General features: G+C 72.3%; 22 protein-coding genes. 12 read left to right on the plus strand and 10 right to left on the minus strand.

The features are described 5' to 3' along the window. From ABD844_RS05185 to ABD844_RS05195, 3 genes are all read left to right on the plus strand, one after another. A partial coding sequence (locus ABD844_RS05185; protein WP_344873476.1) for an MFS transporter occupies positions 1 to 502 on the plus strand: 502 nt, incomplete at its 5' end. 166 nt (positions 503 to 668) lie between these two features. After that, on the plus strand, positions 669 to 1,223 hold the full coding sequence (locus ABD844_RS05190) for an EF-hand domain-containing protein (protein ID WP_344873478.1): 555 nt from the start codon (positions 669 to 671) through the stop codon (positions 1,221 to 1,223). Then, on the plus strand, positions 1,220 to 2,254 hold the full coding sequence (locus ABD844_RS05195; RefSeq protein ID WP_344873480.1) for a terpene synthase family protein: 1,035 nt from the start codon (positions 1,220 to 1,222) through the stop codon (positions 2,252 to 2,254). The genes ABD844_RS05190 and ABD844_RS05195 overlap by 4 nt, the downstream gene beginning before the upstream one ends. 28 nt (positions 2,255 to 2,282) lie before the next feature. Here ABD844_RS05195 and ABD844_RS05200 read toward each other — a convergent pair whose 3' ends face one another. The 4 genes from ABD844_RS05200 to ABD844_RS05215 form a co-directional block, all read right to left on the minus strand. After that, entirely contained in the window at positions 2,283 to 3,170 is an 888-nt protein-coding gene (locus tag ABD844_RS05200; protein ID WP_344873482.1) for a SagB/ThcOx family dehydrogenase, read from the minus strand. A 7-nt stretch (positions 3,171 to 3,177) separates the two neighbouring features. Next, positions 3,178 to 4,473 (minus strand): YcaO-like family protein, encoded by a 1,296-nt coding sequence (locus ABD844_RS05205; RefSeq protein ID WP_344873484.1) that lies wholly within the window; start codon positions 4,471 to 4,473, stop codon positions 3,178 to 3,180. Then, positions 4,470 to 5,651: a TOMM precursor leader peptide-binding protein gene (locus tag ABD844_RS05210; RefSeq protein WP_344873486.1), complete on the minus strand. Its 1,182-nt coding sequence runs from the start codon at positions 5,649 to 5,651 to the stop codon at positions 4,470 to 4,472. The genes ABD844_RS05205 and ABD844_RS05210 overlap by 4 nt, the downstream gene beginning before the upstream one ends. Before the next feature lie 115 nt (positions 5,652 to 5,766). Then, positions 5,767 to 6,444 carry a hypothetical protein gene (locus tag ABD844_RS05215; RefSeq protein ID WP_344873488.1) on the minus strand — a complete coding sequence of 226 codons (678 nt, stop codon included), beginning with the start codon at positions 6,442 to 6,444 and terminating at the stop codon, positions 5,767 to 5,769. A gap of 487 nt (positions 6,445 to 6,931) precedes the next feature. Here ABD844_RS05215 and ABD844_RS05220 point away from each other — a divergent pair, with 487 nt between their 5' ends. Beyond that, positions 6,932 to 7,255, plus strand: a complete 324-nt coding sequence (locus tag ABD844_RS05220) for a hypothetical protein (protein WP_344873490.1) — start codon at positions 6,932 to 6,934, stop codon at positions 7,253 to 7,255. 69 nt (positions 7,256 to 7,324) lie between these two features. On the opposite strand, the gene ABD844_RS05225 is transcribed toward ABD844_RS05220, so the two are convergent. From ABD844_RS05225 to ABD844_RS05235, 3 genes are all read right to left on the minus strand, one after another. Further along, entirely contained in the window at positions 7,325 to 8,653 is a 1,329-nt protein-coding gene (locus ABD844_RS05225; protein WP_344873492.1) for a hypothetical protein, read from the minus strand. Between the two features lies 1 nt (position 8,654). Then, positions 8,655 to 9,575, minus strand: a complete 921-nt coding sequence (locus ABD844_RS05230; protein WP_344873494.1) for an LLM class flavin-dependent oxidoreductase — start codon at positions 9,573 to 9,575, stop codon at positions 8,655 to 8,657. 121 nt (positions 9,576 to 9,696) lie between these two features. Further along, the gene (locus tag ABD844_RS05235; protein WP_344873496.1) at positions 9,697 to 10,386 is read right to left on the minus strand and encodes a TetR/AcrR family transcriptional regulator; all 690 of its coding nucleotides are present in this window, start codon (positions 10,384 to 10,386) and stop codon (positions 9,697 to 9,699) included. Between the two features lie 44 nt (positions 10,387 to 10,430). Between ABD844_RS05235 and ABD844_RS05240 the strand changes: the two genes are divergently transcribed. Then, complete coding sequence (locus ABD844_RS05240) at positions 10,431 to 11,786, plus strand: DHA2 family efflux MFS transporter permease subunit (protein WP_344873498.1); 1,356 nt, start codon at positions 10,431 to 10,433, stop codon at positions 11,784 to 11,786. A gap of 169 nt (positions 11,787 to 11,955) precedes the next feature. On the opposite strand, the gene ABD844_RS05245 is transcribed toward ABD844_RS05240, so the two are convergent. Next, positions 11,956 to 12,729 (minus strand): inositol monophosphatase family protein, encoded by a 774-nt coding sequence (locus ABD844_RS05245; RefSeq protein WP_344873500.1) that lies wholly within the window; start codon positions 12,727 to 12,729, stop codon positions 11,956 to 11,958. Between the two features lie 97 nt (positions 12,730 to 12,826). On the opposite strand from ABD844_RS05245, the gene ABD844_RS05250 reads away from it, so the two are divergent. From ABD844_RS05250 to ABD844_RS05270, 5 genes are all read left to right on the plus strand, one after another. Continuing rightward, the gene (locus tag ABD844_RS05250; protein ID WP_344873502.1) at positions 12,827 to 13,567 is read left to right on the plus strand and encodes a GntR family transcriptional regulator; all 741 of its coding nucleotides are present in this window, start codon (positions 12,827 to 12,829) and stop codon (positions 13,565 to 13,567) included. Positions 13,568 to 13,728: 161 nt separating this feature from the next. Then, entirely contained in the window at positions 13,729 to 14,811 is a 1,083-nt protein-coding gene (locus ABD844_RS05255) for a hypothetical protein (protein WP_344873504.1), read from the plus strand. 17 nt (positions 14,812 to 14,828) lie between these two features. Beyond that, positions 14,829 to 15,971, plus strand: a complete 1,143-nt coding sequence (locus ABD844_RS05260; RefSeq protein WP_344873506.1) for a toxic anion resistance protein — start codon at positions 14,829 to 14,831, stop codon at positions 15,969 to 15,971. Then, positions 15,968 to 17,578, plus strand: a complete 1,611-nt coding sequence (locus ABD844_RS05265) for a vWA domain-containing protein (RefSeq protein ID WP_344873508.1) — start codon at positions 15,968 to 15,970, stop codon at positions 17,576 to 17,578. Before ABD844_RS05260 ends, ABD844_RS05265 begins: the two co-directional genes overlap by 4 nt. Further along, positions 17,565 to 18,185, plus strand: coding sequence for a hypothetical protein (locus tag ABD844_RS05270; protein WP_344873510.1), 621 nt, complete (start codon positions 17,565 to 17,567; stop codon positions 18,183 to 18,185). The genes ABD844_RS05265 and ABD844_RS05270 overlap by 14 nt, the downstream gene beginning before the upstream one ends. 28 nt (positions 18,186 to 18,213) lie before the next feature. On the opposite strand, the gene ABD844_RS05275 is transcribed toward ABD844_RS05270, so the two are convergent. Then, on the minus strand, positions 18,214 to 20,322 hold the full coding sequence (locus tag ABD844_RS05275) for an alpha-galactosidase (RefSeq protein ID WP_425568507.1): 2,109 nt from the start codon (positions 20,320 to 20,322) through the stop codon (positions 18,214 to 18,216). Positions 20,323 to 20,485: 163 nt separating this feature from the next. On the opposite strand from ABD844_RS05275, the gene ABD844_RS05280 reads away from it, so the two are divergent. Further along, the gene (locus tag ABD844_RS05280) at positions 20,486 to 21,400 is read left to right on the plus strand and encodes a siderophore-interacting protein (RefSeq protein WP_344873514.1); all 915 of its coding nucleotides are present in this window, start codon (positions 20,486 to 20,488) and stop codon (positions 21,398 to 21,400) included. Between the two features lie 42 nt (positions 21,401 to 21,442). Here the strand turns inward: ABD844_RS05280 and ABD844_RS05285 are convergent, their stop codons facing one another. Beyond that, a complete protein-coding gene (locus ABD844_RS05285; protein WP_344873516.1) occupies positions 21,443 to 22,303 on the minus strand; it encodes a hypothetical protein in 861 nt (286 codons plus the stop codon). Positions 22,304 to 22,618: 315 nt separating this feature from the next. Here ABD844_RS05285 and ABD844_RS05290 point away from each other — a divergent pair, with 315 nt between their 5' ends. Continuing rightward, positions 22,619 to 22,942, plus strand: a complete 324-nt coding sequence (locus ABD844_RS05290; protein WP_344873518.1) for an STAS domain-containing protein — start codon at positions 22,619 to 22,621, stop codon at positions 22,940 to 22,942. Positions 22,943 to 23,150: the final 208 nt, after the last annotated feature.

A 23,150-nucleotide genomic window follows, 5' to 3' on the forward strand; every position in this document is an offset into this window, starting at 1 on the left:
GCGGCGGCGGCCGGGCGGGTTCGTACCGGCGGCGGTGGTGCGCTCTCCGGTGTTCCTGGTGGCGGCGGGGACGGCGTTCCTGCTGGCGGTGGTCAACTTCGGCACGATGTATGCCCTGCCGCCGCTGCTGACCGAGCGGGCCGGCTGGAGCGCCCAGCAGGTCGGCCTGGCCATCACCTGGCCGCTGCTGTTCGGCGGGATCTCGTCGTACGTCGTGATCGCGGTCACGGCGAGGACGCCGTTCAGGTTCGTCGCCCTGCTCTTTCCCGCGTCGGCCGGGGCGGGGATCGTGCTGGCCGGGCTGTCGGCGGCGCCCTTCGCGCTGCTCGGCGCCCAGGCCCTCACCTCGATCGCGGCGGCCTCCGGCCAGGGGGCGCTGGCCACGCGTGCCGGGGCCGCCGTGCCGGAGCCGTCACGGCCGGCCGCGATGGGCCTGTTCAACCTGGCCTATCTGCTCGGCGCCGCCTTCGGCCCGGCGATCGCCACGTTGTTCCTGGCCTGATCCGCGACCACCGCGCTCCTGCCCGCCGTACCACCTGCCAGTAGCGCGGCGGTCTGAGCGTTGCCGTGGCCGGGTAACGATCTTGTCACCGAATGGGTACGTAGCGTGCTTTGCCGAATGCGTAAGGTGAGGTCCGGAAATCGCACCACCGGCGAAGGGAAGGCGTATGGCCACTGATCTGCAGGTGCTCAAGATAGACCGGTCGTTCGACCACATCGACGTCGACGGCAACGGCGTCATCACCCGTGACGACCTCCAGGGCCTGGGCGCCCGGCTGCTCGTGGGCTTCGGCGCCTCGCCCGCCGGGGCCCAGGGCCGCCGGGTGGCCGACTCCTTCGACGACCTGTGGGAGACTCTCGCCGCCGCCGTCGACCTCGACCGCGACGGCAGCATCACCCCCGACGAGTACCGCACTTCGGTGATCGCGTCGTTCATCGACGGCGACCGCTTCGAGCCGGTCTTCCGCCCGGCGATCGAGGCGGTGCTCGCGCTGGCCGACACCGACGGCGACGGCCTCATCCAGCCGCAGGAGCTCCAGTTGGTGCACGAGGCGTTCGGCCGTTCCGGGCAGGACACCGAGCACGCCTTCGCGGCGCTCGACCACGACGCCGACGGCGCGCTCAACCGCGACGAGCTGCTGTACGCCGTGCGCGACTACTACACCTCCGCCGACCCCGGCGCGGTCGGCAACCTCTTCTTCGGCAGGCTCTCCGCCGCATGACGACGACCCCCGTCGATGCCCGGCCTCATCTGGCATCCCTGCTTCAGCACGTCCCCGCCCTGGCCGGCCGGTGCCGTATGCACCCGCGCACCGAGGCGGCCGGTCGAGAGGTGCTGCGCTGGGCGGAGGAGGCCGGGCTGACCGACACGCCCGCGGAGGTCCGGCGGCTGCACGCCTTGGGCGGCCACCGCATGGCCGGGCGGGTGTTCACCGACTCCAGCGACGACAAGCTGGTGCTGTTCGCGCGCTGGCTCACCTGGGTCGTGCTGCTCGACGACCACTGGGACGAACGTTCCTGCCCCGCCCCCGGGCAGATCGACCACACCTACGACCGGCTGCTCCAGGTGGTCGACCACGATCGCGAGCCCGTGCGCGCCGACCCCATGGAGGCCGCCTTCACCCAGCTCTGGCTGGTCACGGCGGCGAGGATGGGCCCCGCCTGGCGCGAACGGTTCCGCGCCCACCTGGAGCTCAACCGGCTCAGCACCCACTGGGAGGCCCGCGCCAGGCGGACGGGGCGGTTCAGCCCGCTGGCCGAATATCCGCGCCACCGCCGGGTCGCCTCCGCCTCGTTCATCTTCGACGCCGGCGAGGCCGTCCTCGGCACCGAGCTGTCCCCGGCGCTGATGGCGCTGCCGGCCTGGAGCAGGCTCGCCGACGCCGCCAACGACGTCTCCACCTGGATGAACGACGTGCTCACCCTGGACAAGGACCAGCGCGAGGCGGATCTGTCCAACTACGTCCTGGCCGCCCGCTACCATCGCAGACTGTCCCTTCCGATGGCCGTCTCCTGGGTGATCGACCGCATCGCCGACCGCGAACGCGACCTGACCCAGGCCGCCCGCGCGCTGCCCGCCGCCTACCGCGACCTCGGCCTGTCCCACGGCGCCGCCCGCGCGGCCAGCAAGGTCGCCTGCGCCTACCTCGCGCTCCCGCACGCCAACCTGGAGTGGATCTGCGAAGCGCCCCGCTACCGGTTATCGCCCAGCGGCGCGTCAGGAGCCTGGCCACGAGACTGGCCACGGCCCTGACCACGGCCCTGACCACGGCGGCCCGTGCTCACGCCTCGCCGGAACCACCGTCGCGGTCGGGCCCGGCGGACCACAGCCGCCGCATGACGGCGGCGACCGCGTTCTGCCCCTCCTCCCATTCCGGCCGCTCCCAGGACGGAGCGACCCGCCCGACGGGCAGCAGGTAGAACGACGCCTCCTCCACACCGTCGACGTCCAGGATCGCGTGGACCTCGTCGTCGACGAATCCGCCGATCGGTACCGCGCCACAGCCGAGGGCGGACGCGACGAGGAGCACGTTCTGCGCCACGTGGCCGATCTCCAGCACCACGAAGCGGTAGGCGCGTTCGCCGTACTTCAGCGTGGTCCGCCCGAAGACCGCGGTGAGCACCAGCGTCGCGGCGGCCGTCTCCAGCGTCTCGGGGTAGGACGAAGCCGCCGCCAGCCGTCCGGCGGCCGTGGGGTCGAGGAGCAGCGCCTCCAGCACGTGATCGTTGGCCCGGTAGTGGTAGATGCCGGGGTCCAGGCCGTCCACCGCGCGGACGACCACGTAGATCTCGGTGGGGTGCAGGCCGCCCGCCGAGGGTGCGGCGCGGAACGTCGTACGGCCGGCGGCGCCCGGCTCGGCGGGCAGCCCGGCCGACAGCATGAGCAGGGACGCGACCTCCGGCAGGGTGAGGGATTCCGCCGAGAAGCGGCGGGCCGACCGGCGTTCGGCGATCGCCTGGTGCAGGCGCATGTCGGGCGGGTCGGGCCGGGGCAGCGAGATCACCTGCGCGCCGCCGTACCGTTTGCCGGGACGCCTGGTCAGCCGCTGGAAGGTCGGGCTGTTCCCGACCGCCGCCACGCGCCAGCCGAAGCCGCGGTCGTACCTGCGTTGTTTGCTGTTCTCGTGATAGAGCTCCGCCAGGCTCGAACTGCTCTGCAGCGGGTCCATGATCACCTCACGGGTACGGGTGCGGTTCGCGATTGAGGTCCTCGGGCCCACGGGGGCGGGCGCAGGGCGCGTCGGGGTGTTCGGCGTAGACCCGGTGACCGCCGAGCATGGGCCGGCTCTCGTCCGCGTACAGCGGTTGCAGGCCGGGGACCATGACCTTCACCACGTGGAACCCGCATTGGGCGACATCGGGCGTGGTGAGGTCCATGACCAGCACCTCCAGACCGGCGGCGGCCAGCCGGTCGACCACGGCTCCGGCGGCCGTGCGGTGGTCCGCAGGCGGCGGGCCGCCGTCCGGGACCGGGACCACCGGCCGGTCGCGGAACGGTTCGAGCGCCCGGCCCGACCAGCCCGACGCGTAGTGGAAGACGTGGTCCTCGAACGTCCTGAGCCCGTCGGGCGCGGGCGTGGCGGGCTCGCGGCGGGTTCTGCACAGGTACTTCGCCCACTCCCTGGTCTGCGCCGCCTCGACGAGCGACTTCAGCACGGCCTTCGCGGGGTCGTGATGCGCCGCGCCGCCGGCGCACGCGATGGGCGGGTCCTGCCGGTGATCGAGGAGCAGGCACAGGAAGGCCGGGACGCCGAGGTCGGTCGTCATGTCCAGCACGTGGTACTCGAGCCCGGGCCGGCGGAGCCTGGCCGTGTAGACGTCGGCGACCGAGGGGCTCGACAGGAGGTCGACCCGGTCGAGCGGCAGCTCGCGCAGCCAACTGATCATGAAAGCGTCCCGCTCGATCGCCTCGTAGAGGCCGCTGACCACCGCCTCGGCCCGCGAGGCGCCGCAGGCGAGCCCGGTCGAGATCGCGGGCCCGATGACGTGTTCCCCCGCCCCCTGCGGGACATAGGGCAGATGGACCAGGCAGGCGGGAACCTGGGTCCACGCGGCCCTGGTCAGCGAGTACGCCGGCCGCCACGCCACGGGCGTGTCGTCGTCGAAGCGCGGAGCGTGCTGTGCCTGGCCGGGGTGGAAGAGAGCGAAGTCCGCGGGTCCCGGCGGCGGATGGTCGCGGGCCGAGAGCGAGCGCCAGGTCGCCACCGTGAGCTGCTCCGGCCGGGAGAACGCGGCGCAGTAGCGTTCCAGCCCTTCGCCGATCGCGGCGGCCCGCGCCGCGGCCTGGGTGAGACCGGCTCCCCCGTTGTTGTCGTAACACGCGCCCGCGCCCAGCGCGGTGGTGTCGGCCAGGCGTACCGAGCTGTTGAAGATCTCCGGCTCGCCGGGCCCGACCGGCAGGTCGAGGACGTGGGCGATGATGCCGGTGCGCGCGTCGACCGGGCCGGCGCCGCGCCTGCCGTGCGCCGTCACCTGACGCCTTCCGCGTGCTGCTCCATGTCCCACACCTGGAGGGCGGGGCGGTCGCGGGCCGAACGGCCGCAGGAGCGGCAGCGCGGCACCCGGAGCACCGGATGCAGCGTCGTCGTGCTCGACAGCACGTCCACGGCGAGGAGCCCGTCCACCGTCGTGGCCGGGGCGAACTCGGTGATGAGCTTGACCACTTCCAGGGCCACCAGCGAGAGGCCGGGGACGACGGCGAGGGACGGCGGGGTCGCGCCCTCGGCCCAGATGCGCTCGATCAGCGCCGCCTCCTCGTACCGGGTCAGGTGACTGCGGCGGCGGTCGTCGAAACACGTCCAGCACGAGCTCTGTTCCGGCAACACGGTCGGCCCGATGAGCACCTCCAGGCCGACCAGGCGACAACTCGTCCACGACGTCCCGGACGACAACGCCGCCGCGTTGACGGACTCGTAGTCGGCGGGGCGGAAGACGTCACCGGCGAGGACGGCCACGTCGCACCGTCCCAGCAGGTCCGTCCGGGATCCCGAGGTGACGGGGGCGGCCCGGCAGTGGGGGGTGACCTGCTCGACCAGCTCGCACACGACTTCGGCGCGGGGCCGTCCCTTGTGGCGCAGGTCGTACCAGGCGTCGGCCCGCGCCGCCTCGTCGCCCACCACGCCGTCGTCGGCGCACAACAGCGTGCCGACGCCGGAGATCGCGAGGTCCCTGGCTACCTGAGAGCCGAGCCGACCGCAGCCCAGGACGGCCACGACGGCCTCACGCAGGCGGGACTGGTAGTGGAATCCGGACGCGAGCAGGTCGGGCCGGGCCGACGACGCCGGGCCGGAAGCGGCGGAGAAGTGGCCGAAGAAGTCGGCCTGCTGCCGCCACCACCGCTGTTCCTCGGGGGTCAGCGCGGCGGGTTCGGGCGGGCCGCTCCTGAGCAGGCCGTTGGCGTGCAGGGCGGTCAGCAGGCTGTCGACCGTGGCGGGGTCGGTGTCAGGGGTGTCGAGCCGGGCGCGGATGTCCTCGATCGGCCGGGTGCCGTCCAGGAGTGTCAGGAGTCGCTGGAGCAGTTCGGGCGCCACGTGTTCGAACGCGAACGACCGGGTCAGCGAGTCGAGCCGGACGGTGCCCGACGGCGCGGTGGACATCCGGTACCAGCCGGGCACCCAGGGGCGATCCGGCAGCATGTCGTTCTCGGGCAAAGGTGTCCCCTCCGTCGGGTCGCGTCGGCGCTCGTGGCTTCGCGTACTCGAGTCGCGCGTCGGCGCTCGTGGCTTCGCGTACTCGGGTCGCGGCGGCGTTCGTGGCTTCGCGCGGTCAGATCGCGCTGGTGCTGGTGCTGGTGCACCCGTGGCAGGAGGTGCTGCAACTGCAGCTACCACCGCCGCTGTGCCCGGCGCTGGCCTGCAGCCGCGCGAAGCTCGCGATCTCCGCGGCCAGCCCGCCGTGACCGCGCAGCGCCGCCATCTCGTCCGAGTCGTAGATGCTCACGGACGACTCGTCGTGCAGGAACGCCGCGTGCGCGAAGTCCGAGATCGAGAGCACCTGCCGTACGGACACCTCCGCGAGCGGCGTGTCCGTGCCGACGTCGGGCGCGTGCCGGACCAGCGCCTCGGCTCCCTGTTCCATCAGCTCGGACGCCTCGTACTGGGACGACACCACGCCGTCTTCGACCACGAACATCGTGGAGAACGCCTGGATGGTCGTACGGTCCTCCATGACCACCCGTACGGCCAGGGCGAACCCGCCCTGCGAGATGCTGAGGCCGCCGTGCTGCGACAGATCGTCGGAGACGAACGGCAGGATCCCGACGGCGAAGCCCGCCTTGTCGTCCTCGCTGTAGATGTTCACCGCCCGCGACCGCGCCGGCATCGCCCGCATGCCAAGGTGTTCGAGTTCGCGCCGCAGGATCCTGGCGGCTTTGGAGTTGCGCAGGGCGTGTTCGATGAAGGGCATGCCGAATTCGATGTCGAGCTCGGTGATCGTGCCGGCCATCTCTCCTCCGCTCCCCGGCCGTCGGCCGTGTCGTGGATGTCGCCTGCCGGATCGTGCTGCTCCCCGCCCCCGCGCCCGTTCCCGCCGCCGGGGCTGCCACTCAGGTGATTCGTTTCCTGACCTCCCGTGGCCTTATCCCCGCCGTTGGCAACGAAATCGTCGGTAAACCACCGGCTCACGGATCGGGCGGTGGTGCACGCGCTGGGCCCACCACCACATACCTCACGTCGGCGGGCCGGGCAGCCGTAAACGCGATGGGTGACCGCCGCAGGTAAAACCATTCTGCTCACCTCGCCGCGCCGGTCGATTCAAACCCGAAGCCGTCACGTATTACCGGTGTGGCGACGCCACGGAAATGGGTCGTGCGGCGGTGTCGCGGAAATACGCTGGGCAAACATTCCCTGTCGGCGCCTTGGAAATTTCGAGGAGACACGGCGTGCTACCGTCGACAGGCATCGGCACCGAACAGCGGGGAGGTGCATTTCGAGTGGACGGTAGGAGTTCGCTGTCCGCGGTCTGCGCGATCGTTCTCGCCATCGGCCTCGCGGCACAGCCTGTACACGCCCAAGATAGTGTCTTCTATTACCGCACCGCCGACGCCACCGCCTGGACCGAAATCAATGGTCCGAACGAGCAGTGCTACGACCTCGACGTGAACGCAAACCTGATTCACAACAAGACGCCGTACAAGGCCACGCTCTACAAGACCTACGCCTGCAACGAGGATTATCTGCAAACCAGTCTCATCCCCGGCGAAAGGTGGGACGGCGGGCTCAAGTCCGCGAAGTCCGTCCGGTTCGAGTTCTCCTGATTCCGTGCGCGCTCGGCTGGACACTCCGGCCGAGCGCCGCCCTCTGGACGAGTAAGCCTGAGCTGTGAGCTAGAAGATGGTCCTCCTGGCCAGGACGTTGCCCTTCGCGTCGTACGCGACGAAAACGGCCGCGAACGGGTCGACTCCCTCGGCGACGGCGAACCACCTTCGCCCGCCGGGCACCGATGGCGGCCCGAGCGCCACGGTGGACGGTCGCCTACCGGGTTGGCCCTCGATCTCCAGACGCGCGACGTCGCTCCGGACGGCCCCGATCGGGACGTGCCGGTCGAGAGTGATGCCGATGCCGCTCACGATCTCGATCGCGCCCCGCAGATCGTCGGGGTGGACGTCGCCGCCGGTGTCGAGACTGAAATCGCCGCCCACGGAGCGTAAGCTCACCTGCACGCGGTCATCGCGCTCCTTGACGCCCACCGCCCATGCGCCCGTCGCGGTGCGGCCGGAGGCGGCCATCCGCAGACCCGCGTCGAGCAGCTTCCGCGCCGGATAGGCGGTCACCGTGGCGCGGATCCGGTCGAGGTCGCGTGCGTCCACCTCCCGCAGCCCTTTCACCAGGGCGTCGACGTCCTCCTCTGGAACCCCCTCGGCGCGCAGCACGGCCAGCGTGTCCTTCTCCCGCCAGACGCGGGCCGTGGGGGTCCGGTCGTACGACTCGGCGAACGGCGGCGGCCCGGCCGCGCCCGTCACACCCCGCATCGACCGTGGCCTGCCAGGAGACAGGGCGCCCATCAGCGCCTCCGTGAGCTGGGTGTGGCGGACCAGGGTCAGCTCCAGCCGGGCGCCCGACCGGCGGTCGCTCCACGTGAGCGTCGTTCCGGCCGCCGGGGACATCTCCCAGAGCTGGCCCAGGCTCATCCCGCCGGACGCGAGCGGGCGCAGGTCGCTCGGCACGCCCTCGGTGCCGATGGTCGGCCGCGAACCGTTCTGGACGAGCGCCTTCGCGGCCCGGATGAGCTCGTCGTCCGACAGGCCGCGCCCGAGCACCCCGTAGAAGACGGGCTCCATGGCACCGAACGGCCGGACCGGCCAGGTGATCCACCGATGCGGGGCCGTCCCGCCGATCTCGGCGTCCGCAGGTCCGCCGGGCAGCGGGCGGCCCCCGAGCGGCTGCATGCCGGCCCAGTCGGCACTGGCGTGATAGAGGGCCGTCAGCAGCCGTCCGTGCAGCACGTCGCCGGGACGGCCGTAGACGGCGACGTCGTCGCCTCCGCCGAACGAGAAGGTGGAGACGGACTCCAGGTGGAGGCCGGGCGGCGGCGCGGCAGGGGCCAGGACGGACAGCGGAGCCCGCACCTCGGTGTGCGGCACGGGGAGGTCGCCCGGCGCCGCCGGCCCGACAGCCAGCAGCAACACCGTGACCGCGACGACGGCGCGGACCACCTCAGTCCTTCCGCAGCTTGGGCAGGATCGTGGTCAGCGCGTCCAGTGCGCTCACGCGTACCGCGTAGCGCGTGATGCCCCAGCGCTTTTCGTGTTCCCGTACGGCGGCCAGGATCTCGTCCTCCGTGCCGACGAGCACGAACGGCGCGGTCAGCACCTCCGACTCGGTCATCCCGAGGCTCTGGGCGAGGTCCGCAACCGCGCCGACGGCGTCGTCGGTCACCTGGAAGAGCTGGACGAGAGCTTCGAGGGCCGGAGCCGCCGCACGCCCGGCCGCCCCCGCGGCAACGTGGTCGAGTTGCGCCTCCAGCTCGTGGGCCCGCCAGCGCACCTCGTGGTTGTGGCCGTCGCCGAGCGTGCGCCCGAAGCCGGTGAGGCCGACCGTGTCGGCATGCGCGCCGGCCCAGCGCAGCAGCCGGGCGTTGCTGCCGCCGATGGTCAAGGGGATCTTCGCCTGCACGGGTCTCGGCCGCTCCAGCCGGGCGGAGCGGGCCACCAGCTCCGGCGTGTCGACGTCGACCTCCTGGCCGTCCAGCAGCGCGCGAACCGCCTCGGCCACGGCCACACACCGCCGCACCCGGCCCCCGACGTCGGGGCGGCTGCGACCGACCGCCTCCCACTCGGCAGGCGTGTGGCCCGCGCCCAGCCCGAAACGGGCCCGGCCGCCGGACAGCACGTCGAGAGTGGCGAGGTCCGTGGCGAGCAGGATGGGCTCGCGGATCCCCGCGTTCGACACGTAGGAGCCCAGGCCGATCTCCGAGGTGACCGAGGCCGCCGCGGCCAGCGCGACGAACGGCGAGGCCGCGACGCCGGGGTGGTCGGGGGCGAGCAACGCGTCGACGCCGATGACCTCGCACCGCCGTGCCAGGTCGGTCCAGGAATCGACGGCGGCAGGGTCGGCTTGAACGGAGAATCTCGTCATTCACCCAGCTTGCCGTCACCCCAGAGGTGGTTCCGGGTGTTTCCGCTGTCGGCAGATCGCAGGCTCGATCACGGCGGGGCGCGGCCCACGGGTGCGCGGCCGGGGCTGCCGTCAGACGGCCCTATGTCTTGGGGAGCACGCCTTCGATGCCGTCGAGCACCAGGTTGAGGCCGCGTTCGAAGTTGTCGTCCGCACCGCGTACCCCCTCCTCGATCATCGGCGCGAGCCGCGGGAACTCCCCGCCCGCGACCAGCTCCCCGATGTACGGCTCCGCCAGGGCCGCCCGCTCCTCGTCGTTGATCCCCTCGGACCTGGGCGCCCCCCGTTCGAGCGCCTCCCTGATCACGAACCCGGTCATGTAGTCGTTGAACACCGCCAGGAACCGCCAGCACGTCAGCCGGTCGAGCCCGAGCCCGTCGAAGGCGGACAGCTTCTGCTCCACGTGCCGCAGCCCGTTCGGCCCCACCGCCACCCGCTGCGAGATCAGCTCCACCCGCCACGGGTGGCGCCGCACCAGCTCGCGCTCCCGCCGGGCCATCAGCAGCAACGCCTCCCGCCACGAGGACGGCAGCGGCTCCTCGACCAGCACCTCCGCGCTCACCTCGTCGAGCATCAGCGCGAGCAGGTCCTCCTTGCGCTCGATGTAGGAGTACAGCGTCATCGCCCGCGCGTCGAGCTCGGCGGCCACGCGCCGGATCGAGACCGCGGCCAGCCCTTCCGCGTCGGCGACCGCGACGGCCGCGGACACGATCGCCTCCCTGGTCAGCGCCGGGCGGCGGGGTGGCGAAGGACGCGACCAGATCGAGCTCACCCGCCCGATTCTAGACACCGTACGGAAGTGCTACGGTGTACGACATGCGATACAGCGTACGATCCCCGCTCTGGGCCACCGGCCTGGTCGTCCTCCTCGGCGTCGTCATGACGATGCTCGACACCACGATCGTCAACGTCGCGCTCGGCGTCCTGACCCGCGAGTTCCGCGCCACGTTCGCCACCATGCAGTGGGCGGTCACCGGTTACCTGCTGGCCCTGTCGATGACGGTGCCGGTCACGGGGTGGGCGGTGGGCAGGTTCGGCGGCAGGAGGGTGTGGCTGGTCTCGCTCGTGCTGTTCGTCGCGGGGTCCGCGCTGAGCGCCGCCGCCTGGTCGGTCGGGAGCCTGGTCGCCTTCCGCGCGGTGCAGGGGCTGGGCGGCGGGCTGCTGCTGCCGGTGGGCCAGATGATGCTGGCGCAGGCGGCGGGCAAGGAGCGCATGGGGCGCGCGATGGCCGCGATCTCGGTGCCCGCCATGCTGGCGCCGGTGCTCGGGCCGCCGCTGGGCGGGGTGATCGTGGAGGCGCTGGGCTGGCGGTGGCTGTTCCTGGTCAACGTGCCGGTGTGCGCGGTGGCGCTGGTGGCGGCGTACGTGCTGCTGCCGCGTACGCCGGGCGCGAGCCCGCGGCGGCTCGACGTACCGGGGCTGGCGGTGTTGTCGCCGGGGCTGGCGGCGGTGGTCTACGGCCTGGCCGAGATCGGCAACGGGGCCTCGCCCCTGCATCCCGCGCTGTGGGCCGGGGTGGCGCTGCTCGCCGCGTTCGCGGTGCGGGCCCTGGGGAGCACGGAGACGCTGCTGGACCTGCGGCTCTTCGGGAACAGGGCGTTCGCCACGGCGGTGACGGCGCTCGTGTGCTATTCGGCGGCGATGTTCGGCTTCACCGTGCTCGTCCCGCTCTACAGCCAGCTCACCCAGGGCGGGACCGCGCTGGAGGCCGGCCTGCTGATGGCCCCGATGGGCATCGGGGCGGCGATCACGACCCCGCTCGCGGGCAAGCTCGCCGACGCCAGGGGAGCGCGCGGTGTCGGCGCGGCAGGCGTGGTCGTGGCGGTCGCGGGCATCGCGGGATTCGCCGCCTTCGCGGGCCCCGTGCCGATGTTCGTCCTGGGCCTCGGGCACGGGCTGGTGTCGACCTCGCTGATGGCGGCCGCGTTCAAGACGCTGGAGCCGGTGACCATACCGGCCGCGACCACGTTGAGCACGATCGCGGTACGCCTCGCCTCCCCGCTCGGGGTCGCGGTGCTCGCGGTGCTGCTGCAGGTCTTCACCAGGACGGGCGTCGAGCACCCCTTCGGGTACGCGTTCGGCGTCACGATCGTGCTCGCGGCGGTCTCGCTGGTCCCGATCGCGCTCATGGGACCGAAGGCATGGAGAGGCGCCACGTCGGCACCTGCCTGACGGACCGCCGCGTGGCCCGGGAAAGGAGGATGGCCGTGGCCGCCGTGCCGCCTGGCGCCGCCGGCGGCGGGCAGGTGGCCGTGCGGCCGGAGCGTGGTCGTAGGCAAGCCGGTCTCATTCGGCTGATCGTGACGTCGGGTGGTTCGCCGGCGGCGCGGCGGTACGCCGGTCAGGCAGGGGTCAGTTCGGCCAGCGCCGAGCCCTTCAGGTCGAACCCGCCCACGTGCGCCAGGTAGTCCCCCTTGACCAACGGGTCCCCGACGTACACCCCGCCCGCCTGCCGCACCAGCAGCGCGCCCGCGGCCACGTCCCATGGGTTGGCGCGGGTGCCGTAGGCGGCGTCCGACCAGCCGGCGGCGACGTGCGCGAGCTTCAGCGCGGCGCTGCCGACCCTGCGTACGGCGGCGAACGAGTGCACCAGCCGCCCGTAGCGCCGCAGCGCGTCGTCACCGTCGGTGTCGAGGTCGAGCGGCGTCGGGTAGCCGGACAGCAGCATGGCCTCCCGGTCGCCGCGCGCTCCCGTGCTGCGCAGGGGCGTGCCGTTGTGCCAGGCGCCCTCGGTGGTGGCGGTGAACTCGTCCTCGCGTACGGGGTCGTACACGATGCCCGCCACGAGTTCCCCGCGCACGGCGGCGGCGACGGAGACACAGAAGAACGGCAGCCCGGCGGCGAAGTTGGCGGTACCGTCGATGGGGTCGACGTACCAGACGAGGTCGCCGGAGCCGGTCGTGCCGCCCTCCTCGCCCACGATCGCGCTGCCGGGGGTGCGGGCGTCGATGACGGACCGGATGGTGTCCTCGGCGGCCCGGTCGTGTTCGGTGACGGGGTCGTGGAAGTCGCGCTTGGTGGCCACGCCCGGCCGGGACCTGAAGGCGGCGCGCAGCCGGGGACCGACGGCCCTGGCCGCCTCGGTGGCCGTGTCGAGCAGATAAGTGACGTCCATGCCCTCTCCCCTACCTCACGTACGCCCGCGGCACGCGCCCCCAACCCCAGCATGACGCATTTGTCTGGACATTATGACCTCGGTTAAGCTGATCAGCATGACCGCCAACCTCGCCATCGACCTGGACCGATCCAGCCCCGTGCCGCTCTACTTCCAGGTGGCCGAGCAGATCGCCGAGGCGATCCGGCGAGGTGACCTGGCCCCGGGCTCGCGGCTGGACAACGAGATCCTGCTGGCCGACAAGCTGGGCCTGTCGCGGCCCACGATCCGGCAGGCCATCCAATACCTCGTGGACAAGGGCCTGCTGGTGCGCAAGCGCGGAGTGGGCACGCAGGTGGTGCACGGGCAGGTCAAGCGTTCGGTGGAGCTGACCAGCCTCTACGACGACCTGCGGCGGGCGGGGCAGGAGCCGGCCACGCAGGTGCTGGCGCTGGAGCCGCGCCCGGTGGAGGAGGACGTCGCCCGCATCCTGGGCGTGGAGCCGGGCGCGCAGATCCTCTACCTCGAACGGCTGCGCTTCGCGGCGGGCGAGCCGCTGGCCGTGCTGCACAACTGGCTGCCGCTGGGCCTGGCCCAGCTCACCGCCGCCGACCTCGAGGGCCGCGGCCTGTACGAGCTGCTGCGCGGCGCGGGCGTACGGATGCGGGTGGCCAACCAGCGCATCGGCGCGCGGGCCGCGACCCAGGCGGAGGCCCGGCTGCTGGAGGAGCGCCGCGGGGCGCCGCTGCTGACGATGATCCGCACGACGTACGACGACCAGGGCAGGGCCGTCGAGCACGGCTCGCACATCTACCGGGCCTCGCACTACTCCCTCGAGGTCACGCTCATCGAGCGCTGACCAGGCGAGGAGGGCCTGTTGAGGGGCCTCTCCGCCGGTCGGCGTCCGCCCGCCGTGAACGGCGCATGAATTCTGACGTACGGTCTCCTTTCGGACCACGCGGGCTCGTGATCACCATTCCATAATTTCCTCATGGGGGTCATTTCACGAAAAGGGGCTCGATGAAGCGGTGGGTCGGTGTCATTCTGGCGGTGGTTCTGGCCGGGGTGGCGGCGGTCGCCATCATCGTCGGGAACCAGGGTGACGACCCGCCCGAACTGGTCGCCGTGCGCGGCGTGATCGGCTCGGAGAAGAAGCCGTTCTTCGACGACCCGCGCGTGCGGGCGGCCTTCGCCAGGCACGGGCTGCGCGTCGAGGTGGACACCGCCGGTTCACGGCAGATCGTCTCCGGCGTGGACCTGGGCGGGTACGCCTTCGCCTTCCCCTCCAGCGTTCCGGCCGCCGAGAAGATCAAGCGTGACCGCGGGGCGACGACCACGTACTCGCCGTTCTACTCGCCGATGGCGGTGGCCACGTTCGAGCCGATCGCCGAGCTGATGACGAAGGCCGGCGTGATTCGCGACTCCGGCAGAGGTTATCAAATCCTCGACATTAAGAAATATCTGGACTTAGTAGCTAAAGGCACCCGATGGGATGAAATTCCGGATAATTCGGCTTATCCGGCGCGCAAGCGGGTGCTGCTCACCACCACCGACATCCGTACCTCCAACTCCGCCGCGATGTACCTGTCGGTGATCGGTTACGTGGCCAACGGCGAGGACGTCATCAGCTCCGACGCCCAGATCGACAAGATCGCCCCCGTCGTCGCCCCCGCCGTGCTCGACCAGGGCTTCTCCGAGTCGACCAGCGAGGCGTCGTTCGACGACTATCTCGCGCTGGGCGCGGGCAAGACCCCGATGCTGGTCGCCTACGAGGCACAGTACCTGGCCCACGTCTTCGCCGGCGACGGCGCCATCAAGCCGGACATGCGCCTGGTCTACCCGTCGCCGACCGTCCTCAGCAAGCACACGCTCGTCCCCCTGTCCGCCGACGGCGGCCGGGTCGGCGAGCTGCTCACCAAGGACCGCGAGCTGCAGTCCCTGGCCGCCCGGTACGGCTTCCGCACCACCGACCCGCAGGCGTTCGCCGGCCTGGTCGCCCAGACCAAGGCGCCGGCCGCCGCCGACCTGGTGGACGTGGTCGAGCCGCCCACCTACGAACGGCTCGACCGGCTCATCACCACCATCGACAGAACCAGGCCCTAGCAAGGAGATCCCGCAACGTGTCCGATCTGGTGCTCACGCCGCCCGCGCCGGTCACCCCGGTCCCGGCCGAGACGGCGGCCACGATGCTGCCGATGGCCGACGAACGCGCGGCCGAGCTGACCGCCAAGGCGCGCGAGTTCACCGGGGAGCTGGACGGCATCGACCCGCGCTCACCGGAGTTCTCCCGCAAGGTGCACGACATCTCCTCGATGGGCGACACCGAGATCAAAGCCGCCTCCCAGGTGGCCAACCGCATGCTCAAGCGGCCGGTCGCAGCCCTGGACGCGGCCCGCGGCGAGGGCGCCGACGCACAGTCCAGGGTCGCCGACGGCCTGGTGGCGCTGCGCCGCACGGTCGTGGACCTCGACCCGAAGCAGGCGGCCGGCGGGACGCGCAAGCTGCTGGGGCTCATCCCGTTCGGCGACCGGCTGCGCGACTACTTCGCCAAGTTCCACTCCGCGCAGAAGCACCTCGACGACATCATCCGCGCGCTCAAGTCCGGCCAGGACGAGCTGCTGCGCGACAACGCCGCCATCGAGGGCGAGAAGGCGAACCTGTGGGAGGCCATGACGCGGCTCCAGGAGTACGCGATCATGGCCAAGGCGATGGACGCGGCCCTGGAGGAGCGCATCGCCGTCGCGAGCGAGGAGCAGGCCACCGCGCTGCGCTCCGACGCGCTGTTCGCCGTCCGCCAGAAACACCAGGACCTGCTCACCCAGCTCGCCGTCTCTGCGCAGGGCTACCTGGCCCTCGACCTCGTACGCAAGAACAACCTGGAGCTCAGCAAGGGCGTGGACCGCGCCACCACCACGACGGTCTCGGCCCTGCGCACGGCCGTCACGGTGGCGCAGGCGCTGGCCAACCAGAAGCTCGTGCTCGACCAGATCACCGCGCTGAACGCGACGACCAGTGACCTCATCCTGGCCACCAGCGAGATGCTGCGCACGCAGGCCGGCGCGATCCAGAACCAGGCGGCCTCGACGACCGTGGACCTGGACACCCTGCGGCGGGCGTTCGACAACGTCTACGCCACCATGGACCTGATCGACGACTTCCGCGCCAAGGCCGTGGACAACATGGCGGTCACGGTCGACAGCCTGTCGTCGGAGCTGGAGCACGCCAGGACGTACGTGGCGCGGGCCAGGGAGTCCGACCGATGACCAGCCCGGGAGTCCAGCCGATCGCGAGGTTCGGCGGCGGGAGACGGCACGCCCTGCTCCCCGTCCTGCTGCCCGTCCTGCTGGCCGCCACGCTGGCCACCGCCTGCGGCACCGGCTCCGAGGAGGCGGCCGACGGCGCCGGCGTGCTGCGCATCCTGGCCGGCAGCGAGATCAAGGACCTCGAACCTCTGCTCCAGCGCGCAGAACGCGAGGCCGGTGTCCAGGTCAAGCTCACCTACACCGGCACGCTCGACGGCGCCGAGCAGGTCGCCTCCGGCCGCGCCGACGGCTCGCTCGACGCCACCTGGTTCTCCTCCAACCGCTACCTGTCCCTCATCGACGGCGCCCAGGCCAAGCTGTCCACCCAGACCAAGATCATGGTCTCGCCCGTCGTGCTGGGCCTGAACCCGGCCAAGGCGATCGAACTCGGCTGGAAGGACAAGCCGGTCACGTGGGCCGACATCGCGACGGCGGCCAAGGACGGCAGGTTCAGCTTCGGCATGACCAACCCCGCCTCCTCCAACTCGGGGTTCTCCGCCCTGGTCGGCGTGGCCGCCGCGCTGGCGGACGCCGACGGGGCGCTCAGCGCCGAGCAGGTCGCCTCCGTGACGCCCCGGCTCAAGGAGTTCTTCTCCGCGCAGCGGCTGACCGCCGGCTCCTCGGGCTGGCTGGCCGACGCCTTCGCCCGCGACTCCCGCGTGGACGGCATGGTCAACTACGAGTCGGTGCTGCTCAGCGGCGGGCGTCCGCTCACGCTCGTCTATCCGGGCGACGGCGTGGTCAGCGCCGACTACCCGCTCACGCTGCTCGCCTCCGCCCCGGAGGCCAAGAAGACCCTGTACGGCAAGCTCACCGCCTGGCTGCGCACCCCCGCCGTGCAGAAGGAGATCATGACCGGCACCAACCGCCGGCCGATCGCCGGCGGCGTCCCGCTGGACCAGCGCTTCGGCACCGCCCAGCTCATCGAGCTGCCCTTCCCCAACCGGCGCAGCACGGCCGACGAGCTGATCGCCACCTACCTCAACCAGGTGCGCGTGCCGCCGGAGACCAGGTTCGTGCTGGACACGTCGGGCTCGATGAAGGGCGAGCGGATCGCGGCCCTGCGGCAGGCGCTGGTGGCGCTGACCGGCGCCGACACCTCCGCCTCCGGCGCCTTCACCCGCTTCAGCAACCGCGAGTCGGTGACGATGATCCCCTTCAGCGGCTCGCCGCGCGGCCCCGTGCCGTTCACCGTCCCGGCGGGCGACCCCGCGCCCGTGCTCGCCGACATCAAGCGCTTCGCCGAAGGGCTCGACGCGGCGGGCGGCACCGCCATCTTCGACAGCCTCAAGGCCGCCTACGACCAGCCGGTCACGCCGGGCCACTACAGCTCGATCGTCCTCATGACCGACGGCGAGAACACGGACGGCACCAATTACGCCGACTTCGAGACGTACTACCGGTCCCTGCCGGAGGAGCGGCGGCACACGCCGACGTTCGTGGTCCTGTTCGGCGAGAGCGACGTCGAGGAGATGCGCCGGGTGGCGGAGCTGACCGGCGGCGCCGTGTTCGACGCCCGCAGCACCTCGCTGACCGGCGTGTTCAAGGAGATCCGTGGCTACCAGTGAGCGGATCCTGCGCTACCTGGGCTCCACCAGGAACATCGTCGGCTCCTGCCTGGCGCTGCTCGGCCTGCTGGGCCACTTCCTGGGGCTGACCGGCGCGTTCTGGCCGGTCGTCGTGGTCGCGCTGTACGGGGCCGGCGCGCTGCTGGCCCCGCCCGACCGGGTACGGCTGACGATCTCGCACGCCGAGGTCGAGACGCGCGCCCTGCGCGAGGACCTGGACGGCCTGCTGCGCCGCGTCGAAGGCCGCTTCCCCGGCGACGTGCAGGCCGCCGTGCGCGCGCTGGCCGACGTCATCGGCGGCGTGCTGGCCAGGGCCGAGCAACTGACCGCCTCCCCCGACCAGTTGCACGTGGTCTCCCAGACGATCCGCCGCTACCTGCCCGCCAGCCTGGAGGCGTACGCGAACCTGCCCCGCCGCTACGCCCTCACCCGGCGGGCCGGGCGGGAACGCAGCGCGCACGAGGAGCTGCTGACCCAGCTCGCCCTGCTCGACGCCCAGATGGGCAAGGTCGCCGAGGCGATCCACCGGGGCGACGAGCAGGCGCTGCGCGATCAGGGCCGATTCCTGCGCGACCGGTTCGGCGGCTCCGACCTCGACCTGAACTGAAACGCGGTCCGGCCCGCGAGGACGCGGGTCAGACCCGTTCCACCTCCAGCAGCAGCACCGACGCCGGCCGCAGGGCCGGGGCGGGCAGCCCCAGCTCGGCCAGCACCGAGCCCGGCACCCGCACAGGGGCGGCGGCCCACTCCGGCATCGCCGCGCCGCCGGGGACCGGCCCGGCCGGGCGGACCTCGTACCGGGCGGCGGGGTCGAGACCGGGCAGCCGCAGCGGGGCGGGCGCCGACTCCACCCGCGAGGTGAGCTGCGCGTAGGCGTACACCGCCCGCTCGGGCAGCACCACGCCGTGCAGCAGCGCCGACGGGTCGGGGTGGTCGGCGCGCACCACGCGTCCCGCGTGCAGCAGCGGACGCAGCCGCTTGTGCAACGCGATCCAGGCGGCCAGCCCTTCCAGCTCCTCCCGGCTCGCCGAGGTCAGGTCCCACTCCACGCCCATGTGCCCGAAAAGCGCGGTCGCGGCGCGGAAGTCCAGCGGCAGCGACCGGCCGGTGATGTGGTCGTGCGGCGCGCCCACGTGGCAGCCCATCCGCTCCGGCGGCACCAGCAGCCCGGTCCAGCGCTGGATCGCCTGCCGGTCGAGCGCGTCGTTGCTGTCGGAGGTCCACACCCGGTCGGTGCGCGCCAGGATGCCGAGGTCGACGCGCGCGCCGCCCGACGAGCACGACTCGATCTCCAGGTGGGGGTGGCGGCCACGCAGCTCGTCCAGCAGCCGGTAGGCAGCCAGGGTCTGCGCGTGCACGCCGGGCACGCCGTCGTGCACGGGCTCGGCGATGTCGCGGTTGTGGTCCCACTTGATGTAGTCGAGCGCGTACTCGCCGACCAGGGCGTCGAGGCGCTCCAGCAGGTACGCGTACGCCTCGGGCCGGGCCAGGTCGAGCACCTGCTGGTGGCGCTGCGGCGGCGGCGTGCGCTCGGCCCGGCCCAGGATCCAGTCAGGATGCTCGCGGGCCAGGTCGGAGTCGGGGTTGACCATCTCAGGCTCGAACCACAGGCCGAACTGCATGCCCAGCTCGCGTACCCGGTCGGCCAGCGGGTGCAGGCCCCGCGGCCAGACGTCCGTGTCCACGTACCAGTCGCCCAGCCCGGCCCGGTCGTGGCGACGGTGGCGGAACCAGCCGTCGTCGAGCACGAACCGTTCGATCCCGGCCGCCGCGGCCCGGCCTGCCAGTTCCAGCAGCCGGTCGAGGCCGTGGTCGAAATAGGTGGCCTCCCAGTTGTTCAGCGTGACCGGGCGCACCGGCAGCGGACGGGCCGCCCGCTGGTGGTCGTGCAGCCGGGCGCTCGCGTCGTCCAGCCCGCCGCCCGACCAGGTGAAGTACACCCACGGCGTACGGTAGCTCGCGCCCTGGGCCAGCACGACCTCGCCGGGTTCGAGCAGCTCGCCCGCCGCCAGCAGCGACACGCCCCCGGGCAGCCGCTCGGCGTAGTGGACGTGGTCGCCGCTCCAGCCCGCGTGCACCCCCCACACCTCGCCCGTACGGAACCCGAACCCCTTCGTGCCCGCCACCAGCAGCCCGGTGCCGTCGTGCCCGGTACGGCCCCGCCGGTTCTCCCTCGACCACACCCCGTGCGCGAACGCCCTGCGCTGCGGCACCTTCTCCAGCGCCCACCGCCCGGTGAAGTCCAGCAGCTCATCGGCCCGCGCGGGCACGGGCAGCGCGCACACCAGCCCTGCCACCCGGAACGGCGTCCCGGCCGCCGCGCCACCCGGTGTGTTCGTCAGGGTGTGGCGCATCCGAACCAGGCCGCCGCCGTCCATCAGCAGTTCGGTGACCAGCCCGAGACCGGCCCGCTCGTCGGCGGCCGCGACGGTCACCGTGCCGCCCGAGCCGGGCTCGGCGTCGACGTCCAGGCTCCGCACGGTCCACCGGACCGGCCAGTGCTCGCCGTCCCGGCCGCCGGACAGACCCGGACGCCCGTACCAGGAGTCCCCTTGGGCGGGCAGCAGCGGCACGGCCGGGACCGCCAGGGCCGGCGCCAGATCGGCCCCGGCCACGCCGTCAGACGCGCTGCCGTGAGCGCTAACGTGAGCGCTGCCGGGATCGGCGCCGAAGTGCACCACCCGCGGAAGTCCTGGGCCGGAGTCGTCGAGCACCAGCGCGGCGCCCGCCGCGGAGAGGATCACAGGAGACAAGTGGGGCTCCTTACTCGGGGGCAGGCGTGGGGCCTGTCTCTGTTCAAGCGCTATGACGCTACCGCGCGCTCCTGAGCGCACGAAGGGCGAGTGGCCGAAACCCGCGCCATCGTTTAGGTTAGGCTCACCTAAATAGAGAACGGAGATTTCGGGGATGACCGAGCCTTTTCGCATGTTCGACGTACGGGTGGACCGGCTCGAACGGCTCAGCCCGTCGTTTCTGCGGGTGACCTTCACCGGTGACGACCTGCACCTGTTCGCCGACAACGGATTCGACCAGCGGATCAAGCTCATCCTCCCGATCCCCGAGCACGGACTGGCCCACCTGCCGACCGGCCCCGACTGGTTCACGCGGTGGCGCGGCCTCGACTCCGCCAAGCGCAACCCGATGCGTACGTACACCGCCAGGCTCGTCCGCCCGCGATCCGCCGAGGTGGACGTGGACGTCGTCATGCACCCCGACGGCGGCCCGGCCGCCCGCTGGGCCGAAGGCGTGCGGCCCGGCGACGTCGCCGTCCTCTTCGGCCCCGACAACCGTTACGAGGCCCGTCACGGCGGCCTGGAGTTCCACCCGCCCGCAGGCACGGGCTGCGTGCTCATCGCCGGCGACGAGACCGCCGTGCCCGCCATCTGCGCCATCCTCGAACGGCTGCCCGCCCACCTGAGCGGCGAGGTGCTCATGGAGGTGCCCCGCGACGACGACATCCTGCCGGTCGACTCCCCCGCCCCGGTCAAGGTGACCTGGCTGGCCAGGAACGGCGGCGAGCGCGGCGCCGCCCTGATCCCCGCCGTCAGGGCCGCCGCCGCCCGCCTCCTCCCGCCGCCGCCCGCCGCCGCTCCCGCCCCCTCCGACGCCGCCTTCGACGACGTGGACGTCGACGCCGAGGAGCTGTGGGAGGTGCCACCGGAGGAGCCCGCCGATCACGGGCCGCTGTACGCGTGGCTGGCGGGCGAGGCAGGCGTCATCAAGACCCTGCGGCGGCACCTGGTGGCCGAACGCGGCATGGACCGGCGGTCGGTGGCCTTCATGGGCTACTGGCGTCTGGGCCGCTCGGAACAGAACGAGTGACACCCGCCGGGCACGGCCAGAACCCAGCGCCGGGTGCCCGGCTCAGGTCAGGCGCGGTTCCGCCGAGCCGCCCAGCACGGCCCGCAGTTCCGCAGGGGTGGGCGGCTTCGCCCAGGTCACGCCCGGCCCTCCGGCGGTGATCAGCTCGGGCACGATCTCGCGCAGCAGCGTCCCGGCCGTGGCGTCCGGCCGGGCTTCGCGGGCCGCGCGGTACAGGTCGAGCACGCGGGCCAGGTCCAGCATCATCGTGTTGCCCCCGCTCGCCGGGGCGGGGTCGGCCGGGGTGCCGTCAGGCTCCGCGGCGCCGGGCACGCGCACCAGCAGCGACCCGGACTCGGCCGCGCCCGACCCGGGGACGCCCACGGCCGCGCCCGGCCCAGGGACACCCACGGCCGCGCCCAACCCGGGGACACCCACGGTCCTGCCAGGCCCGGGGACACCCACGGCCGTGCCCACCTCGGCGGCGAACCCGGCGGCGTCCAGGCCGTCCACCTCGTCCTCCAGCCAGCCGGGCCGCAGGTGCAGCACCCCCGGCCGCTCGGCCCCCGCGACATGCTCCATCAGCGCGGCGACCGTCCCCTGCGGGTCGTGCATCGCGGCGTCCCCCCGGGCCGCGAAGGCGTCGGCGAACAGGTGCAGGGAGATCAGGCGCGGCGGATCGTACGTGGTGAGCACGCCCAGCTCCCTTTCCAGCCGTACCGGGTCGCCGCCCTCGTGGCAGGCCCGCAGCCCCTCCAGGAACGCCGCCTCCGCCTCCGGGGTCAGCAGGAACTCCCAGTCCCACGTACGCTCGGGCTCGAACCCGCCCTCGACGTCACCGCCCACTCGATCCCGGCGGAGCCACCACACCACCACGCCCACGACGGCGGCGCTCAACAATATGACGGCGAGTGCGAATAACACGGTGTTCGTCCCCCTAAATGCATGTCCCCGTGTACGAATCAGGGCTAGCAGCGTAGTGTGATCAATCCCATTAAGCTCGGAAATTTCCCCAAAATACGATCAGCCGTACCGGCCCAGCCACGCACCGGCCGGAAATTCCCTCGTCCCGGATTCAGGAGCCGCCCTCACGATGTACGGAGTCCGGCATGTACACTCCATTCCGGAAGCACGCGGTCGCTCTAAGTGACACAACGCATGACATCTGGTGCCTACGACAAGGGCGGGTCAGCGCCACCGGCACGGTGATCCCGGCCCTGGGAGAGCACGGAGCCGGAGATGGATCCACTGCACCTGACCACCAGCCGCCACGACGGCACCCTGACCGTGAACGTGTCCGGCGAGCTCGACATCGCCACCACCGAGATCCTGCGCAGCCACCTACTCGGGCTGCTGCGGGAGGCCGGGCAGTCCCGGCGCGGTGACATGGCGCTGGTCGTCGAGGTGAGCGGCCTGACCTTCATCGACGCCGCCGGGCTCGGCATCTTCGTCTGCGCCCGCAACCAGGCACTCGACCAGCGCACTCCCCTGCGCATCGAGGGGGTGCCGCCCGGCATGCGCCGGCTCCTGCGCATCACGGGCCTCGACCAGCACCTCACCTGACCGACCCGCACCCCCACCGTCCCGTCCTGCCCCGCCCGCCCTCCTGCCGTCCAGTCCTGTCCCGCCCTCGCCCCTGCCGTCCGGTCCCGCCCCGCCCGCGCCCCTCCTGTCCAGTCCTGTCCTCGCCCGCACCCCTGCCGCCCGGTCCTGTCCTGCCCTCGCCCCTGCGTCGGGTCCCGTCCCGCCCCCACCCCCTGCCGCCCGGTCC

This window comes from Nonomuraea antimicrobica (genome assembly GCF_039536965.1).
Taxonomy (GTDB): Bacteria; Actinomycetota; Actinomycetes; order Streptosporangiales; family Streptosporangiaceae; genus Nonomuraea; species Nonomuraea antimicrobica.

Coding starts and splice junctions, on each gene's coding strand:
- ABD844_RS05190 (WP_344873478.1), top strand. CDS start 669: ATGGCCACTGATCTGCAGGTGCTCAAGATAGACCGGTCGTTCGACCAC.
- ABD844_RS05195 (WP_344873480.1), top strand. CDS start 1,220: ATGACGACGACCCCCGTCGATGCCCGGCCTCATCTGGCATCCCTGCTT.
- ABD844_RS05200 (WP_344873482.1), bottom strand. CDS start 3,170: ATGGACCCGCTGCAGAGCAGTTCGAGCCTGGCGGAGCTCTATCACGAG.
- ABD844_RS05215 (WP_344873488.1), bottom strand. CDS start 6,444: ATGGCCGGCACGATCACCGAGCTCGACATCGAATTCGGCATGCCCTTC.
- ABD844_RS05230 (WP_344873494.1), bottom strand. CDS start 9,575: ATGACGAGATTCTCCGTTCAAGCCGACCCTGCCGCCGTCGATTCCTGG.
- ABD844_RS05240 (WP_344873498.1), top strand. CDS start 10,431: ATGCGATACAGCGTACGATCCCCGCTCTGGGCCACCGGCCTGGTCGTC.
- ABD844_RS05245 (WP_344873500.1), bottom strand. CDS start 12,729: ATGGACGTCACTTATCTGCTCGACACGGCCACCGAGGCGGCCAGGGCC.
- ABD844_RS05250 (WP_344873502.1), top strand. CDS start 12,827: ATGACCGCCAACCTCGCCATCGACCTGGACCGATCCAGCCCCGTGCCG.
- ABD844_RS05255 (WP_344873504.1), top strand. CDS start 13,729: ATGAAGCGGTGGGTCGGTGTCATTCTGGCGGTGGTTCTGGCCGGGGTG.
- ABD844_RS05265 (WP_344873508.1), top strand. CDS start 15,968: ATGACCAGCCCGGGAGTCCAGCCGATCGCGAGGTTCGGCGGCGGGAGA.
- ABD844_RS05280 (WP_344873514.1), top strand. CDS start 20,486: ATGACCGAGCCTTTTCGCATGTTCGACGTACGGGTGGACCGGCTCGAA.
- ABD844_RS05290 (WP_344873518.1), top strand. CDS start 22,619: ATGGATCCACTGCACCTGACCACCAGCCGCCACGACGGCACCCTGACC.